This is a genomic window from Pseudomonas eucalypticola, from assembly GCF_013374995.1.
GTDB lineage: Bacteria > Pseudomonadota > Gammaproteobacteria > Pseudomonadales > Pseudomonadaceae > Aquipseudomonas > Aquipseudomonas eucalypticola.
The window spans coordinates 58,622-73,786 of sequence record NZ_CP056030.1 but is presented as its reverse complement, the minus strand read 5'-3'; the positions used below and the strand labels follow the sequence as shown (position 1 = coordinate 73,786).

Genomic DNA, 15,165 nt, shown 5'->3' with positions numbered 1-15,165 from the left:
TATTCTCGTGGCACTTGCCAGGGTGTAGACTTGGCCGCTTTTTGCGCAAATAGAGAGTCGCAGGAATGAAGCCGTTCGCCTCCCGTTATCTGCTCCTTGCCGCATTTTCGCTCATATTGGGCGCTTGCCAGAGCCATGCACCGGAAACTGCCGCGCCACCGGCGGCGCCGGATGCCTTTCTGCAACTGCAACAGAACATCGACAGCGGCGAGTTGGCCACTGCCGAGGACCAGTTGGTTGCCCTGCAAAAGCAGAGCCCCGATGACCCGCGCCTGGAGCCTTACCAGCGTCAGTTGGCGGAAGCCTACCTGCAGCGCAGCCAGATTGTGCTGCAAAAGGGTGACGTCAATGCCGCCGCCAACGCCCTGGCCCGGGCTCGTGCGTTGATGCCCAAGGCCCCGGCCCTGACCGGCGGTGCCAACGGCCCCATCCGCCAGGCCCGCAAGGCCGAGCTGGACAAGGCCGAAGCTGCATTGCAGGCGGCGGAAGCCAAGCCTGCGGCCAAGGTCATCGACCCGACTGCCGAAAGCTCACCGGTAGCGCTGAACATCACTGATGGCCGGGCCTTGCAGCGCCAACTCGACGACATCGCCACCGACGTGGTGAATTACCACTGCGATGTGATCGTGGTGGTGCCACGTACCCAGGACTGGCCGTGGCTGCAAACGTTGCTGACCAAACGCGTCAACAAGCTCGAGCCAGGGTTGGCATGGAAGCTGGAGCACAAGATCCTGCGCAATAGTCCTGCGCAAATGGTGCTGACCCCGCGCAAGCAGTAACCGCAAGACCGAGGTTCGCCCGGTCCTGCGGCAGGGCAGGTGCCTCCCGGTCCCTTAGGCCGGGATAGCCTTTGCCTTCGGCTCGCGGTCCCAGACGCGGTGCTTGGCGATGGCAGCGAAGAACGCTTTATGCGCCTTGGCGTCGTCACCCACGATCAGCCCCGCATCCACATCCAGCTTGAGCGCATCGATCAAGCTCTTGGCTTCACTGTTCACGCCGATGGCCTTGAGGTGCTTGTAGGCTTCGAGCAGGTAGTGCAGCGCCACGCCGTTGCCGCTCAGAGCCTGCACCGACGCTTTGCCACCCGGCACCCAGACGGCGTCGAACGCCACCGAAGGCAGCCCTTCGGCCGATGCATCCACGGCCAGGGTCTTGCCATCCGCCGTTTTCACGGGTGCAGAGGTCGGGCCCAGGATCTTGGCGTGGGCCCACTCGGCCTCCAGCGCCTTCTTCAGCGCGTCCACCTGGGCGCCATCGACGCCATCGGCCACCAGCACAGCCACCTTGCGCCCCTTGATGTCGCCAGCCAGCAGGTTCAACTGACTGAGCGCCGGGGACTCCTTGAGCGACAACTCGGGCACCTGCACAGTGCCAGCCGTCGGCGCCGGCAGGCCAAGGTTGGCAGCTACCCGGCCAGCCAGGTCCAGATCGATGTTGGCAAGAATCTCGTTCACCTGGCGGGCACGAATGTACTCGCGGTCAACTTTGCCCAGCTCAAAGCTGTAAGCAGCGATAACGTGCTCCTGCTCCGGCTTGCTCAAGCTGTGGAAGAACAGACGCGCCTGGGAGAAGTGGTCGGCGAACGACTCGCTGCGCTGACGTACCTTGTGGGCCTCGATCCGCTCGGGGTAGGTCTCGAAACCACCGTCCTGGGCTGCCGCGGGGGTCTCCTTGGGCCAGCCACCGTCGATGGAGTTAGGCTCATAGGACGCACGGCCCTTGTCGATGGTGGTGCGGTGTTGAGCGTCGCGCTGGCCGTTGTGGTTCGGGGCGACAGGGCGGTTGATCGGGATCTCGTGGAAGTTCGGCCCACCCAGACGGCTGATCTGGGTGTCGGTGTAGGAAAACAGCCGGCCCTGCAGCAACGGGTCATTGGAGAAGTCGATACCCGGCACGATGTGGCCAGGACAGAACGCGACCTGCTCGGTCTCGGCGAAATAGTTGTCCGGGTTGCGGTTGAGCACCATTTTGCCCAGCGGGGTTACGGGTACCAACTCTTCCGGAATGATTTTGGTGGGGTCGAGCAGGTCGAACTCGAACTTGTGCTCATCTTCCTCAGCGACGATCTGCACACCCAGTTCCCATTCGGGGTAGTCGCCAGTCTCGATGGCTTCCCACAGGTCGCGGCGATGGTAGTCGGTGTCCTTGCCGGCCAGCTTCTGCGCTTCGTCCCACACCAGCGAGCACACGCCCGCCTTGGGTTTCCAGTGGAACTTGACGAAGGTCGACTTACCTTCGGCGTTGATCAGCCGGAAGGTGTGGATGCCGAAGCCTTGCATGGTGCGCAGGCTTTTCGGAATGGCGCGGTCGGACATGGTCCAGATCACCATGTGCGCCGACTCGGGCACCAGCGAGACGAAGTCCCAGAAGGTGTCGTGGGCCGAACCGCCAGTGGGAATCTCGTTATGCGGTTCAGGCTTCACCGCGTGCACGAAGTCCGGAAACTTGATGGCATCCTGAATGAAAAACACCGGCATGTTGTTGCCAACAAGGTCGAAGTTGCCTTCATCGGTGTAAAACTTCACGGCAAACCCGCGAACATCGCGGACGGTATCGCCCGAGCCACGTGGCCCCTGCACGGTGGAAAACCGTACAAACACTGGGGTTTGCTTGGCCGGGTCTTGCAGAAAACCGGCCTTGGTCAGGTCGGAATGCGCTTCATAGGTCTGGAAATAGCCATGTGCTCCGGTGCCGCGGGCATGAACGATGCGCTCCGGGATACGCTCATGGTCAAAATGCGTGATCTTCTCGCGCATGATGAAATCTTCGAGCAGCGAGGGGCCGCGGGCACCCACTTTCAAGGTGTTCTGGTTGTCGCTGATTTTCACGCCCTGGTTGGTACGCAGGGCCTGCTCGGTGGCATCACTGCGAAACGCTTCCAGGCTGTCGAGCTTGGCGTTGGTGTTGGCCCGGTCCGGGGTATCGGTACCGGCCAGCTGGCTTTTACCGTTGGTAGGCTTGGTCTTCTTCATCTGTCCTAGACTCCTCATCTGCAGCCGCGCTTTGCATGCGGTCCGCGTGGCGAAAATCCCCGTCACGGGTAGGGATAATGGCGATACCTAGGTAATGACTGATGCCTTATGCCGCCGTTCCGTTTATTTAGGGACCTTTGATCGTCTTATTGCCGAATGAAAGGATGTTTACGAAATAAATGCTAAGTCTCTCTATACGGACAGGCTAAAATGCGCGACCGGCTAACCGCTGATCCCTTTTTCATGCGCCCCACAAGGTTCGCTACGTGATCGAGTTCCAAAATGTCCATAAAACCTACCGCGTCAACGGTAGGGAAATCCCCGCGCTGCATCCCACCAACCTGAGCGTCGAGAACGGTCAGGTATTCGGCCTGATTGGCCATTCCGGTGCGGGCAAAAGCACCCTGCTGCGCCTCATCAACCGTCTTGAGGCACCTAGCGGCGGCAAGATCATTGTCGACGGCGAAGACGTCACCGCGTTCGACGCCAATAGCTTGCGGCGTTTCCGCCAGCAGGTCGGCATGATCTTCCAGCACTTCAATTTGCTGGCGTCCAAGACCGTGGCCGACAACGTCGCGTTGCCGCTGCGCCTGGCCGGTGAGTTGAGCAACGCGGAAATCAACAAGCGTGTCGCTGCGCTGCTGGAGCGGGTCGGCCTGTCTGACCATGCCAGGAAATATCCGGCGCAGCTGTCAGGGGGCCAGAAACAACGCGTGGGCATCGCCCGCGCTTTGTCTACCAACCCCAAGGTGCTGCTGTGCGACGAGGCCACCAGTGCCCTCGATCCGCAGACCACGGCGTCGGTGCTGCAACTGCTGGCCGAGATCAACCGCGAATTGAAGCTGACCATCGTCCTGATCACCCACGAGATGGACGTGATCCGCCGGGTCTGCGACCAGGTGGCGGTGATGGACGCTGGCGTGATCGTGGAGCAGGGTGCGGTAGCCGATGTGTTCCTCCACCCGCAACACCCGACCACCAAGCGCTTTGTCCAGGAAGACGAAGAGGTGGACGAGAATGACCAGCGTGCCGACTTTGCCCATGTGCCAGGCCGCATCGTGCGCCTGACCTTCCAGGGTGAGTCCACCTACGCGCCGTTGCTGGGCACCGTCGCCCGCGAGACCGGCGTGGACTACAGCATCCTCGCAGGCCGCATCGATCGCATCAAAGACACGCCTTACGGGCAACTGACCCTCGCCATCACCGGTGGCGACATGGACGCTGCCTTTGCCCGCTTCACCTCTGCAGACGTTCATATGGAGGTGCTGCGCTGATGGACTTCCTCAACTACTTCGCCAACGTCGACTGGTCCGAGATTCTCGAAGCCACCAACGACACCATGGTCATGCTCGGCGCTTCGCTGATCTTCACCGTGCTGCTGGGCCTGCCACTGGGCGTGCTGCTGTTCATCTGCGGCCCGCGCCAACTGTTCGAGAACAAGGGCCTGTATGCGCTGCTGGCGTTCTGCGTGAACGTGCTGCGCTCGCTGCCGTTCATCATTTTGCTGATCGTGCTGATTCCGGTCACCGTACTGATCACCGGTACCTCGCTCGGTGTGGCCGGTGCCATTCCACCCCTGGTCATCGGGACCACGCCGTTCTTCGCCCGCCTGGTGGAAACCGCCCTGCGCGAGGTGGACCGCGGCATCATCGAGGCCACCCAGTCCATGGGCGCCACCCCACGGCAGATCATCATGAACGCCCTGCTGCCCGAAGCCCTGCCGGGCATCATCGCGGCGATTACTGTCACAGCGATTACACTGGTGTCCTACACGGCCATGGCTGGCGTGGTCGGCGCTGGCGGCCTGGGTGACCTGGCGATCCGTTTCGGCTACCAGCGTTTCCAGACCGATGTGATGATCGTCACCGTGGTAATCCTGGTGGTGCTGGTTCAAGTGCTGCAAACCATCGGCGACAAGCTGGTAGTGCACTTCTCCCGCAAGTAACCCTCTATACAGATTGAAAAGCCGCGGCAACGCCACGGCACCGGGGCCCGCCGGGCCCCTACAAGGAGCTCATGATGAAAAGACTGCTGGCGGCCTTCGCCGCCGTGGCCGCCCTGTCGGCCCACGCCAACGACACCCTGACCGTGGCCGCCACCGCCGTGCCGCACGCAGAAATCCTCGAATTCGTGAAGCCGCAGTTGGCCAAGGAAGGCGTGGACCTGAACGTGAAGGTATTCACCGACTACATCCAACCCAACGTGCAGGTAGCCGAGAAGCGCCTGGACGCCAACTTCTTTCAGCACCAGCCGTACCTGGATGAGTTCAACAAGGGCAAGGGCACCAACCTGGTGGCCGTGACCGGCGTGCACCTGGAGCCGCTTGGCGCCTACTCGAGCAAGTGGAAGAGCCTCGCCGACATTCCGGGTGGTGCCAACGTTGTCATCCCCAACGACGCGACCAACGGCGGCCGCGCACTGTTGCTGCTGCAAAAGGTCGGCCTGATCAAGCTCAAGGACGCCAATGACATCCTGTCCACGCCCAAGGACATCGTCGAGAACAGCAAAGACCTGAAAATCCGCGAACTGGAAGCCGCCACCCTGCCCCGCGTGCTGACCCAGGTCGACCTGGCGCTGATCAACACCAACTATGCGCTGGAAGCCAAGCTGGACCCGTCCAAGGACGCCCTGGCGATTGAAGGCAATGACTCGCCTTACGTGAACATCCTCGTAGCGCGCCCGGACAACAAGGACTCGCCAGCCATGCAGAAACTGGCGGCGGCGCTGCATAGCCCCGAGGTGAAGGCGTTCATCCAGGACAAATACAAGGGCGCCATCCTGCCTGCGTTCTGACCTCCGACGCCGCCTCCGGCCACTGCTACAACTCTCCGTAGCAGCGGCCGCCAGGCCGCGTCAAAGGCGCTGCAGTCAATCGCGCTGCACCAGCGCAGGCAACTGCGCCACCAGTTTCTGCCCGTTCAGGGGCGCCCGCACAAAACCTCTCTGCGTACCATCCGGCCCCAGCAACGCCAGGTTGCCACTGTGCTGCACGATGTAGTTCGGCTGGCTGGTGTCCGCTGGGATATAGGGCATGCTCAAGCCATTGGCCAGTTTCTGCAGGCTGTCACCATCGCCGGTGAAACCACGAAATTCCTTGTCGAAATAACCCAGGTACTGCTTCAACTGCTGCGGCGTGTCCCGGTTCGGGTCGACGCTGACCAGCACCACCTGCAAGCGCGCCGCTACTGCCGGGGCCAGTTCGCTTTTGACCTGGCGCAATTGCGCCAGGGTGGTGGGGCAAATGTCCGGGCAAAAGGTGTAACCGAAGAAGAGCACCGACCACTTGCCCTTCAGTTCGTCCAGCTGCACGGGCTTGCCGTCCTGGTCGGTCATCGTCACCGCGGGGACGCTGCGGTGTTCGGGCAGCAGGATGATGCCGGCGTCGATGAAGGCAGTGTTGACGCCTTCGCGGTTGTCCTGCAGCACGCGGTGCACGGTCAGGCCGATGATCACCGCGACGACGGCAGCCAGGATGAAGACAGTTTTCTGTACGCGGGTCATAGGCTCAGCAGCAGGTAGTGGTCGACAAGCAGGGCGACGAACAGCAGCAACAGGTACCAGATGGAGTACTTGAACAGGCTCATGGCCGCATGCGGATGGCTGCCACGGTACAACACCACGGCCCATTGCAGGAAGCGCGCGCCCAGCGCCAGGGCGCATACCAGGTAGAGCAGGCCGCTCATGCGGATCAGGTAGGGCAGCAACGTGGCCACCAGCATGATGCCGGTGTACAGCAGGATATGCACCTTGGTGTAGTACACACCGTGCGTGACCGGCAGCATGGGAATTTCAGCGCGGGCGTACTCTTCCCGCCGATGGATGGCCAGGGCCCAGAAATGCGGCGGGGTCCAGGCGAAAATGATCAGCACCAGCAACAAGGGCTCCGGGCCCATGTGGCCAGTAACGGCCACCCAGCCGAGCAGTGGTGGCGCGGCGCCGGCCAGGCCGCCAATGACGATGTTCTGCGGTGTGGCACGCTTGAGGAAACCGGTGTAGATCACCGCATAGCCCAATAGCGAGGCCAGGGTCAGCCAGGCACACAGCGGGTTGGTGAACACCAGCAGGATGACCATGCCGCCTACCGCCAGCACGGCGGCGAAGGCCAGCGCCGCCGCTGGCCCCACCCGGCCCTCGGCCACGGGCCGCTTGTGGGTGCGGGCCATCAGCGCGTCGATGCGCCGGTCGACGACATGGTTGATGACCGCGGCGCCACCGGCGCACAGGGCGATGCCCAGGTTGCCAAACACCAGCACGGTCCACGGAACGCCCGCACGGGTGGCCAGGAACATGCCCACCAGGGACGTCATCAGCATCAGCACCACGACCTTGGGCTTGGTCAGCTCCAGGTAGTCACGCCAGCCGGCCTGGGCATGGTCGCCCGTTGCCGTCGTCATTACGCTCTCCTTGTGTTCATTTGCCCGACCCGAGCACCGGCAGATGCGGGCGCCATGTAAGGCGCGCAGCCACTGCACCGAAGCCGGGCACGCCGCGCAAGCGGTAGTTGACCCCAACCAGGGTCATTAACAGTATGGCCCCGCCTGCGTTATGAGCCACCGCTACGACCAGCGGAAGGTGCAACACCACATTGCTGATACCCAGCAGCACCTGCAGGCCGAGTGCCGCCACCACGGCCAGGGCCAGCCGGCCCAGCCCCTCGGCGCGCAGTTGCCACGCCAGGGCAAGCAGCACCAGGCTCAGTGCGCAGGCGCCGGCGCGGTGGGCCAGGTGAATGGCCGTGCGGGCTTCACTGTCCAGGTGCCCCCCCAGGTAGTTGGGGCCAATGTGCTGGGCCAGGTGGAAGGCGTTGGCAAAATCCGCGTCAGGCAACCATTGGCCCTGGCACAGGGGAAAATCGGTACAGGCCATGGCGGCGTAATTGGAGCTGACCCAACCGCCCAAGGCAATCTGGCCGATCACCAGCGCCAGGCTCAACAGCGCCCAGCGGCGCAACCTCGGCGATACACCAGGCAACCGCGCCCATGCACCGGACAACCGCAGGCTCAACAGCATCAAGAGGCTCAAGGTGGTGAAGCCACCCAACAGGTGAGTGGTGACCACCTGGGGCCACAGCTTTAGCGTCACGGTCCACATGCCAAAGGCTGCCTGGGCGACGATCACGCCCAGTAGCATCAGCACCAGCCTGAAGGGCTGTCCGTCACGCCCGTGGTAACGCCACGCCTGGATGGCCAGCAAGCCCACCAGCAGCGCCAGGCTGCCAGCGCAGTACCGGTGGACCATCTCGCTCCAGCCCTTCTGGGCCTCCACGGGGTGTTCGGGAAAATGCGCCTGGGCGTGGGCCAGTTGCGCCTCGGAACTGGGCACGGCGATGAAGCCGTAACAACCAGGCCAGTCGGGGCAGCCAAGGCCGGCATGGGTGAGGCGGGTGTAGGCACCGAGCAACACCACCAGCAGGGCGAGCACGGTGGCCAGTAACGCAAGGCGGTATCCAGGTTTGGCCATGGTGAGGCGGCTCCTACCCGATGTTGGAGAGCTTCAGCAGTTGCCGAAGGTCGTTGAGCAAATCCTTGCCGTTGACCTGGGGGCCGTAGCGCAGCACCAGGTTGCCGTGGGGGTCGATGATCCACAGGTGCGGCCCCGGTTCGCCCTCGACCAGCGGCGCGTATTTGCCCAGCACCAGCGGGTAGCGCTGCAAGCGCGGGTATTCATGGGCCAGACGCGCTTCATAGTCGGCACTCTGCGGTTGTGGCGCGGCCAGGGCGTGGCTGGCCCGGGAAGCGTCACGGCCCAGGCCGATCTGGATTTGCCGGGCCAGATACACCAGTTGCTGGCAGTCGGCGGCGCATTCGCCGGGGGTGGTCACCAGCATTTGCCAGCGGGTTTCGTCGGCCTGTACGCCCAGGTCGGCGCGGGTCTGGCCGTTGGCGATCAGTTCACCGTGATAGCTGCGTCCCTCTGGCACCCAGAAGTGGAGTTTGTACATGAAGGTAGCGAGCACCATGGGCCCCACCGTCACCAGGAGGATCAACAGCAATTGCAAGCGCCCGCGCCGCCGGGCAGGTGCCGGCATGTCAGACCGGGCGGGTGGATTCATGGCCGCTCCCATGGGGCTTCTCCTTCTTGTCGTGCAAGCCTAGGTACAGGTACAGGCCCACCAGCGTCAGGCTCATGGCGAACCACTGCACGGCATAGCCCACATGCTTTTCCGGGCCCATGGAGACCACTGGCCAACCCAGCTGATACGCTGCGGGGCCCGGGTCCAGGCGCAACTCATGGCCGTAACCCTGGCGGCCTAACTCCCCCCACAGCGCACCCGGGTCCAACGCCGTGACCAACCGGGGCCATGGCTGGCCCGCCGGGTCGGCGCTCAACTGATAGGTCGCGCCTGGCGGCACATACACCCAGGCGACCAGGTCGAGGGCCTGCCCGGGTGTGTCGAAATGAGGCGGCGTGCGCCGGTCTTGCCAAGGCAGCCAGCCGCGGTTGACCAGCAGCCATTGGCCGCTGGCCTGGTCACGGAACGGTTGCACCAACTCCACGCCTACATGGCCTTCACGCTGGCGATTGTCGAGGATCAGGCTGTGATCAGGGTCGAACTGACCATGCAGCCGTATCCGTCGAAAAGCCGGGGCCTGCAGCCCGTCCAGCTGGGTGCTGGGTATCGGCTGGGCCATGCGGTGCTGCGCATCAAGGGCCAGCAGCTGACGTTTTTCCTCAGCCCGCCCCAATTGCCAGAACCCCAGGCTCACCAGCACCGGTAGCAATGCCAGCACCACCAGCGTGGGCAGCAGCCCTGGGCGAAAACGCCTCGCTATACTTGCTTGCATCGCTTGCCCCCTTGGAGTCCTGCCATGCTCAAAGCCGCGATCGTGCTGATGTTGCTGGCAACGGTGGCCAGCCTGTTCAGCGGTTTGTTCTTCCTGGTCAAGGACGACGGTCGCTCCGACCGCCTGGTGAAAGCCCTGACCGTGCGCGTCATCCTCGCCGCCCTGACCCTGGGCTTGGTGGCTTGGGGGTTCTACAGCGGCCAGTTGACGTCCCGTGCCCCGTGGTGATCACAGTACGTAAACAAAGATGAACAGCCCCACCCACACCACGTCCACGAAGTGCCAATACCAACTGGCCGCTTCGAACCCGAACTGGTGATCGGCATCGAAATGGCCGCGCAGGATGCGGACCAGTATCACCGCGAGAATCAAGGTGCCCATTGTCACGTGCGCGCCGTGGAAGCCCGTGAGCATGAAGAAGGTCGCGCCGTAGATACCCGAGCCCAAGGTCAGCCCCAACTCTTCATAGGCCTCGACATATTCGTGCGCCTGCAGGAACAGAAAGCTGAGCCCGAGCAGAATCGTCAGCGCCAGCCACAGTTTCAGTGGCCCGCGATGGCCGCGCTTGAGCGCGTGGTGGGCGATGGTGATGGTGACGCTGGAGCTGACCAGCAGCACCGTGTTGATCAACGGCAGGTGCCAGGGGTCGATCACCCCCCTGGGCGGCGGGAACAGCTTGGGGTCGGGGGTGTGCAGCAGCGGCCAGGCGAACTGGAAGTTGGGCCACAGCATATGGGCGATCCCTTTTGGCCCTTCGCCCCCAGGGCCGGGCCGGCCACATTGCGCACATAGAACAGCGCGCCGAAGAAGGCGACGAAGAACATCACCTCGGAAAAAATGAACCACGACATGCCCCAGCGAAAGGACCGGTCCAGCTGGGGGCTGTAGAGCCCCGCCCGGCTTTCCTTGATAACCGCGCCGAACCAGCCGAACATCATGAAGGCGATGATCAACGCGCCCGCGAAAAATATCAGTGGCCCGTGGGAATGAGCCTGCGCGGCCTTCAGGTCATTGAACCAGGTGCCCAGGCCGAACACCGTGGTGAATAGGCCCAAGGTGGCGATGATCGGCCATTTGCTCTGCGCCGGAACGTAATAATGCTGGTGGGTTGCCATGTTGTTGTTCTCCGTTGTTGCGGCAAAACCCTGCGCCTAGCTGCCGGTCTTGATCGGCGGGTGTCGGGCAGTGATGTCGAAGAGCGTGTAGGCCAGCGTCAGGTGCTTGATGTCCTTGGGCAGGTCGCGGTCGACAATGAAGCGCACGGGCATTTCGATGCGCTCGCCGGGGTCCAGTACTTGCTGGGTGAAACAGAAGCATTCGGTCTTGTGGAAGTACGCCGCGGCCTCGGATGGCGCGATGCTGGGTACCGCCTGGGCGCTCATGGCGTGGTCCGTCGGGTTGCGTGCGACAAAGATCATCTCGGTCACGGCACCCGGGTGCACCGTCACTTCAGGTGCTTTGGAATAGAAGTCCCAGACCATGTCGGCATTGTTGGTGGGCAGGAACTGCACCCGAACGTCGCGGCTGGGGTCGACCACCTGGCTGCCCTCGTACTGGCCGGCGGTCTTGCCGTTGATACCGAACGCCTTGCACATCACGTCATACAAGGGCACCAGGGCAAAGCCGAAAGCAAACATCACCGCCACGATCAGCAGCAACCGCGTCACCAGCCGGCGGTTGGGGGCCAGGCGGCTCATTCGACCTCCGGTGGCGTGGTGAAGGTGTGGTAGGGCGCGGGCGAAGGAATGGTCCATTCCAGCCCTTCGGCGCCATCCCAGGGTTTGGCCGGGGCAGGGGGGCCGCCGCGGATGGTCTTGATGACGATGAACAGGAAGAAAATCTGCGTGGCGCCAAAGGTGAACGCGCCGATGGACGACACCATGTTGAAGTTGGCGAATTGCAGGTTGTAGTCCGGCACCCGCCGCGGCATCCCCGCCAACCCGACGAAATGCATCGGGAAGAAGGCCATGTTCATGCCGATGAACGACAGCCAGAAATGCAGCTTGCCCAGGGTTTCGTCATACATGTGGCCAGTCCATTTGGGCATCCAGTAATACGCCGAGGCGAAAATGCCAAAGATGGCGCCCGGCACCAGTACATAGTGGAAATGCGCCACCACGAAGTAGGTGTCCTGGTACTGGAAGTCGGCGGGAGCGATGGCCAGCATCAGCCCGGAGAAGCCGCCGATGCTGAACAGAATCACGAAGGCCACGGCAAACAGCATGGGCGTTTCAAACGTCAAAGAGCCCTGCCACATGGTGCTCACCCAGTTGAACACCTTTACCCCCGTGGGTACGGCGATAAGCATGGTGGCGTACATGAAGAACAGCTCGCCCACCAGTGGGATGCCCACCACGAACATGTGGTGCGCCCATACCAGAAACGACAGAAAGGCAATGCTCGCCGTGGCATAGACCATGGAGGTGTAGCCGAACAGGGGCTTGCGCGAAAAAGCCGGGATGATCGAGCTGATGGCACCAAAGGCCGGCAGGATCATGATGTACACCTCGGGGTGGCCGAAGAACCAGAACACATGCTGGAACAACACCGGGTCACCGCCACCGGCAGCGCTGAAGAAGCTGGTGCCGAAATGGATGTCCATCAGCATCATGGTCACGCACCCGGCCAGTACGGGCATTACCGCTATCAGCAGGAAAGCGGTGATCAGCCAGGTCCACACGAACAGCGGCATTTTCATCAGCGTCATGCCCGGTGCGCGCAGGTTGAGGATGGTGGCGATGATGTTGATCGCGCCCATGATCGAGCTGATGCCCATCAGGTGAATGGCGAAAATGAAGAAGGTGACGCTGGCCGGCGCGTAGGTGGTAGATAGCGGTGCGTAGAACGTCCACCCAAAGTTGGGGCCACCGCCAGGGCTGAACAGCGTCGAGACCAGCAGCAGGAAGGCCGCCGGCAGCAGCCAGAAGCTGAAGTTGTTCATGCGCGGCAGGGCCATGTCCGGCGCGCCGATCATCAAAGGGATCATCCAGTTGGCCAACCCGACGAACGCCGGCATCACCGCACCGAACACCATTACCAGGCCGTGCATGGTCGTCATCTGGTTGAAAAAGGCCGGCTCGACGATCTGCAGCCCGGGCTGGAACAGCTCGGCGCGGATCACCATGGCGAACGAGCCACCGAGCAGGAACATGCAGAAGCTGAACCACAGGTACAGCGTGCCGATGTCCTTGTGGTTAGTGGTCAGCACCCAGCGCATCAGGCCCTTCGCCGGGCCGTGGGCGTGGTCGGCCCCGGCATGGCCATGATCATCGATGACTGCACTCATGTCCTGTCTTCCTCGGCAAGCGAGCTTGCCTGGTTATTTGGCTTGGGCCTGTTTCAACGCGAGCACGTCCTGGGGCGTGACCATGTCACCCTTGTTGTTGCCCCAGGCATTGCGTTCGTAGGTCACCACGGCGGCGATATCCACCTCCGACAACTGCTTGCCGAAGGCCGCCATGGCGGTCCCGGGTTTGCCGAAGAACACCCGGTTCAGATGGCCTTCCTTCGGCCCGGTGGCGATAGGTGAACCCTTGAGTGAGGGGAACATCGGCGGCAGGCCTTGCCCTTCGGCCTGGTGACAGGCCACGCAGGTGGTGTGGTAGACCTTGTCGCCGCGCTCCACCAGTTCCTGCAGCGTCCATTGCTTGCTCGTCAGCTCCTTGAGCTTGGCGGCTTCGGCCTTGCGCTCACCCATCCAGGTGTCGAAGTCGGCCTGGCTCTTGGCCTCCACCACAATGGGCATGAAACCATGGTCCTTGCCGCACAGCTCGCTGCACTGGCCTCGGTAGATGCCGGGCTTGTCGATACGCGTCCAGGCTTCATTGACGAAACCGGGGATGGCATCGCGCTTCACGGCGAAGGCCGGCACCCACCAGGAATGGATGACGTCGGCGCCGGTGACCAAAAAGCGAATCTTGCGCCCCACGGGCAGCACCAGCGGGTTATCCACTTCCAGCAAATAGTGCTCGTCCTTGGGCTCCTGGTTGTGAATCTGCTCCTGGGGGGTGGCCAGGTTGCTGAAGAACTCCACGTCCTGGCCCAGGTACTTGTAGTGCCACTTCCACTGGTAACCGGTGATCTGGATGTCCATGTCCGGTTCGCTGGTGTCGTACATGCGAATGAGGGTACGAGTGGCCGGCACCGCCATGACGATCAGAATGACCAGGGGCACCACGGTCCAGAGAATTTCCACTTTGGTGCTTTCATGGAAATGGGCGGCGACCTGACCGGTGGAGCGGCGGTGGATGATCATCGACCAGATCATTACCCCGAACACCGCGATGCCAATGACCACGCAGATCCAGAAGATGGTCATGTGCAGGTCGAAGACCTGGTTGCTGATGTACGTCACCCCTGGCGCCATGTTGGTCGTCCAGGCCGCATGGGCTGGCGTAAAAAGCGACCACAGCGCAAGGCCCATCCAGGCATGTGGATGTCGCATCATCGCGGGTTCCCCTTATCGTTCTTGTTCTACCCCAGGCTTTGCAAGCCCACGGCTAAGGGAGCGGCGGTCAAGACAGCGAACTTCAACGGCCGGGGCCTTGCTGCGCAGGCAGTCGGGCATCAGGCAACGCGGTACTAAAGCGAGTATAGCCAGCGCCCTAGGGGGCGCAATGAAGCGGATGGCCAGACAAGAGTGATGGCACTTCGATATAACTGATGCATATAACGGTTAAATAATTATGACAAATGCGTCTTAGGCGGCGTCAGAAGCCAGCTAACCTAGGTCTTCCGTTTCAGATAGTCGCTTCCTGGAGTATTCATGAACACCGCTGCACTGCGTGAGCAGATCCAACGTGCCCACCAACACGAGACCGATACTGGCCAATTGACCCAGCAACTGGAAAAGCAGTTGCCGCATCTGCACCCTGCCATCCAGCTTCCTGAAGCGGATCGCAAAGACGTGCTTACCCGGTTCGTGCGCGCCTACATCGACCAGGTGCCGGATCTGCTCGACGCCGCAAACGATGTCGCGATCAAGGCTGGCATCGAATCGCAGATCAAGCCGGTGCTGAAAATAGCCGAGCAATACTTCATCCAACCGCCAGAAGCGTTGGAAGGCCATGTCGGCCTGGACTGCCTGCTGGATGAAGCCTACTTGGCCCATCGCCTGGTGGAAGAAGTGAATGATCTGTACATCAAGCATTTCCAGCAGCCGTTGATTCCGCTGGACACCACCGTGGCGAACCTTATAGCCCACCAGCTGATTGGCGAGGCGTTCGCCAACCAGCTGGACGAGGTGGTGCACCACTCTGTGGATAACATGCTCAATGAAGACAGCTTTGCCCTGGAATCGGTTGAGCAGTACCGCGACAAACTTTCGGCCAAGGAGACCGGCGATGCGTGGAGCCAGTGGCCTTGCCTGTCGCGGCAGTTCGGGCTGGCGCTGGATCTGAACTGATCTT

15 protein-coding genes and 1 pseudogene are annotated in these 15,165 nt (G+C 62.2%); 6 read left to right on the top strand and 10 right to left on the bottom strand.

Annotated features, from left to right (window positions below):
* Positions 1–65 precede the first annotated feature (65 nt).
* Positions 66–779 carry a PA5502 family lipoprotein gene (locus HWQ56_RS00380; RefSeq protein WP_176569508.1) on the top strand — a complete coding sequence of 238 codons (714 nt, stop codon included), beginning with the start codon at positions 66–68 and terminating at the stop codon, positions 777–779.
* Positions 780–833: 54 nt separating this feature from the next.
* On the opposite strand, the gene katE is transcribed toward HWQ56_RS00380, so the two are convergent.
* Positions 834–2,972 (bottom strand): catalase HPII, encoded by a 2,139-nt coding sequence (gene katE, locus HWQ56_RS00375; protein ID WP_158153074.1) that lies wholly within the window; start codon positions 2,970–2,972, stop codon positions 834–836.
* Between the two features lie 266 nt (positions 2,973–3,238).
* Here katE and HWQ56_RS00370 point away from each other — a divergent pair, with 266 nt between their 5' ends.
* From HWQ56_RS00370 to HWQ56_RS00360, 3 genes are all read left to right on the top strand, one after another.
* Positions 3,239–4,246 (top strand): methionine ABC transporter ATP-binding protein, encoded by a 1,008-nt coding sequence (locus HWQ56_RS00370; protein ID WP_158153073.1) that lies wholly within the window; start codon positions 3,239–3,241, stop codon positions 4,244–4,246.
* Complete coding sequence (locus HWQ56_RS00365; RefSeq protein ID WP_158153072.1) at positions 4,246–4,917, top strand: methionine ABC transporter permease; 672 nt, start codon at positions 4,246–4,248, stop codon at positions 4,915–4,917. The genes HWQ56_RS00370 and HWQ56_RS00365 overlap by 1 nt, the downstream gene beginning before the upstream one ends.
* 74 nt (positions 4,918–4,991) lie before the next feature.
* On the top strand, positions 4,992–5,765 hold the full coding sequence (locus HWQ56_RS00360; protein WP_158153071.1) for a MetQ/NlpA family ABC transporter substrate-binding protein: 774 nt from the start codon (positions 4,992–4,994) through the stop codon (positions 5,763–5,765).
* Between the two features lie 75 nt (positions 5,766–5,840).
* On the opposite strand, the gene HWQ56_RS00355 is transcribed toward HWQ56_RS00360, so the two are convergent.
* The 5 genes from HWQ56_RS00355 to HWQ56_RS00335 are packed head-to-tail and all read right to left on the bottom strand — an operon-like array spanning position 5,841 to position 9,757.
* Positions 5,841–6,473: an SCO family protein gene (locus HWQ56_RS00355; protein ID WP_176569507.1), complete on the bottom strand. Its 633-nt coding sequence runs from the start codon at positions 6,471–6,473 to the stop codon at positions 5,841–5,843.
* Positions 6,470–7,366, bottom strand: coding sequence for a heme o synthase (cyoE, locus tag HWQ56_RS00350; RefSeq protein ID WP_158153069.1), 897 nt, complete (start codon positions 7,364–7,366; stop codon positions 6,470–6,472). The genes HWQ56_RS00355 and cyoE overlap by 4 nt, the downstream gene beginning before the upstream one ends.
* A 16-nt stretch (positions 7,367–7,382) precedes the next feature.
* Positions 7,383–8,432: a COX15/CtaA family protein gene (locus HWQ56_RS00345; RefSeq protein WP_176569506.1), complete on the bottom strand. Its 1,050-nt coding sequence runs from the start codon at positions 8,430–8,432 to the stop codon at positions 7,383–7,385.
* 13 nt (positions 8,433–8,445) lie between these two features.
* On the bottom strand, positions 8,446–9,036 hold the full coding sequence (locus tag HWQ56_RS00340; protein ID WP_158153067.1) for a hypothetical protein: 591 nt from the start codon (positions 9,034–9,036) through the stop codon (positions 8,446–8,448).
* Positions 9,002–9,757, bottom strand: coding sequence for an SURF1 family protein (locus HWQ56_RS00335; RefSeq protein WP_158153066.1), 756 nt, complete (start codon positions 9,755–9,757; stop codon positions 9,002–9,004). Before HWQ56_RS00335 ends, HWQ56_RS00340 begins: the two co-directional genes overlap by 35 nt.
* A 24-nt stretch (positions 9,758–9,781) precedes the next feature.
* Between HWQ56_RS00335 and HWQ56_RS00330 the strand changes: the two genes are divergently transcribed.
* Complete coding sequence (locus HWQ56_RS00330) at positions 9,782–9,985, top strand: twin transmembrane helix small protein (RefSeq protein WP_158153065.1); 204 nt, start codon at positions 9,782–9,784, stop codon at positions 9,983–9,985.
* Here the strand turns inward: HWQ56_RS00330 and HWQ56_RS00325 are convergent.
* From HWQ56_RS00325 to coxB, 4 genes and pseudogenes are all read right to left on the bottom strand, one after another.
* Positions 9,986–10,872, bottom strand: a pseudogene (locus HWQ56_RS00325) (cytochrome c oxidase subunit 3).
* Between the two features lie 36 nt (positions 10,873–10,908).
* Positions 10,909–11,454, bottom strand: coding sequence for a cytochrome c oxidase assembly protein (locus HWQ56_RS00320; RefSeq protein WP_158153063.1), 546 nt, complete (start codon positions 11,452–11,454; stop codon positions 10,909–10,911).
* A complete protein-coding gene (gene ctaD / locus HWQ56_RS00315) occupies positions 11,451–13,043 on the bottom strand; it encodes a cytochrome c oxidase subunit I (protein ID WP_158153062.1) in 1,593 nt (530 codons plus the stop codon). The genes HWQ56_RS00320 and ctaD overlap by 4 nt, the downstream gene beginning before the upstream one ends.
* A 33-nt stretch (positions 13,044–13,076) precedes the next feature.
* A complete protein-coding gene (gene coxB, locus HWQ56_RS00310) occupies positions 13,077–14,204 on the bottom strand; it encodes a cytochrome c oxidase subunit II (protein WP_158153061.1) in 1,128 nt (375 codons plus the stop codon).
* Positions 14,205–14,522: 318 nt separating this feature from the next.
* On the opposite strand from coxB, the gene HWQ56_RS00305 reads away from it, so the two are divergent.
* Positions 14,523–15,161, top strand: a complete 639-nt coding sequence (locus HWQ56_RS00305; RefSeq protein WP_176569505.1) for a hypothetical protein — start codon at positions 14,523–14,525, stop codon at positions 15,159–15,161.
* The last annotated feature ends 4 nt before the right edge of the window (positions 15,162–15,165 follow it).

What these genes read in the sequence shown, in the direction of transcription:
- HWQ56_RS00380 (WP_176569508.1), top strand. Translation starts at nt 66, where the DNA reads ATGAAGCCGTTCGCCTCCCGTTATCTGCTCCTTGCCGCATTTTCGCTC.
- katE (WP_158153074.1), bottom strand. Translation starts at nt 2,972, where the DNA reads ATGAAGAAGACCAAGCCTACCAACGGTAAAAGCCAGCTGGCCGGTACC.
- HWQ56_RS00365 (WP_158153072.1), top strand. Translation starts at nt 4,246, where the DNA reads ATGGACTTCCTCAACTACTTCGCCAACGTCGACTGGTCCGAGATTCTC.
- HWQ56_RS00360 (WP_158153071.1), top strand. Translation starts at nt 4,992, where the DNA reads ATGAAAAGACTGCTGGCGGCCTTCGCCGCCGTGGCCGCCCTGTCGGCC.
- HWQ56_RS00355 (WP_176569507.1), bottom strand. Translation starts at nt 6,473, where the DNA reads ATGACCCGCGTACAGAAAACTGTCTTCATCCTGGCTGCCGTCGTCGCG.
- cyoE (WP_158153069.1), bottom strand. Translation starts at nt 7,366, where the DNA reads ATGACGACGGCAACGGGCGACCATGCCCAGGCCGGCTGGCGTGACTAC.
- HWQ56_RS00345 (WP_176569506.1), bottom strand. Translation starts at nt 8,432, where the DNA reads ATGGCCAAACCTGGATACCGCCTTGCGTTACTGGCCACCGTGCTCGCC.
- HWQ56_RS00340 (WP_158153067.1), bottom strand. Translation starts at nt 9,036, where the DNA reads ATGGGAGCGGCCATGAATCCACCCGCCCGGTCTGACATGCCGGCACCT.
- HWQ56_RS00335 (WP_158153066.1), bottom strand. Translation starts at nt 9,757, where the DNA reads ATGCAAGCAAGTATAGCGAGGCGTTTTCGCCCAGGGCTGCTGCCCACG.
- HWQ56_RS00330 (WP_158153065.1), top strand. Translation starts at nt 9,782, where the DNA reads ATGCTCAAAGCCGCGATCGTGCTGATGTTGCTGGCAACGGTGGCCAGC.
- HWQ56_RS00320 (WP_158153063.1), bottom strand. Translation starts at nt 11,454, where the DNA reads ATGAGCCGCCTGGCCCCCAACCGCCGGCTGGTGACGCGGTTGCTGCTG.
- ctaD (WP_158153062.1), bottom strand. Translation starts at nt 13,043, where the DNA reads ATGAGTGCAGTCATCGATGATCATGGCCATGCCGGGGCCGACCACGCC.
- coxB (WP_158153061.1), bottom strand. Translation starts at nt 14,204, where the DNA reads ATGATGCGACATCCACATGCCTGGATGGGCCTTGCGCTGTGGTCGCTT.
- HWQ56_RS00305 (WP_176569505.1), top strand. Translation starts at nt 14,523, where the DNA reads ATGAACACCGCTGCACTGCGTGAGCAGATCCAACGTGCCCACCAACAC.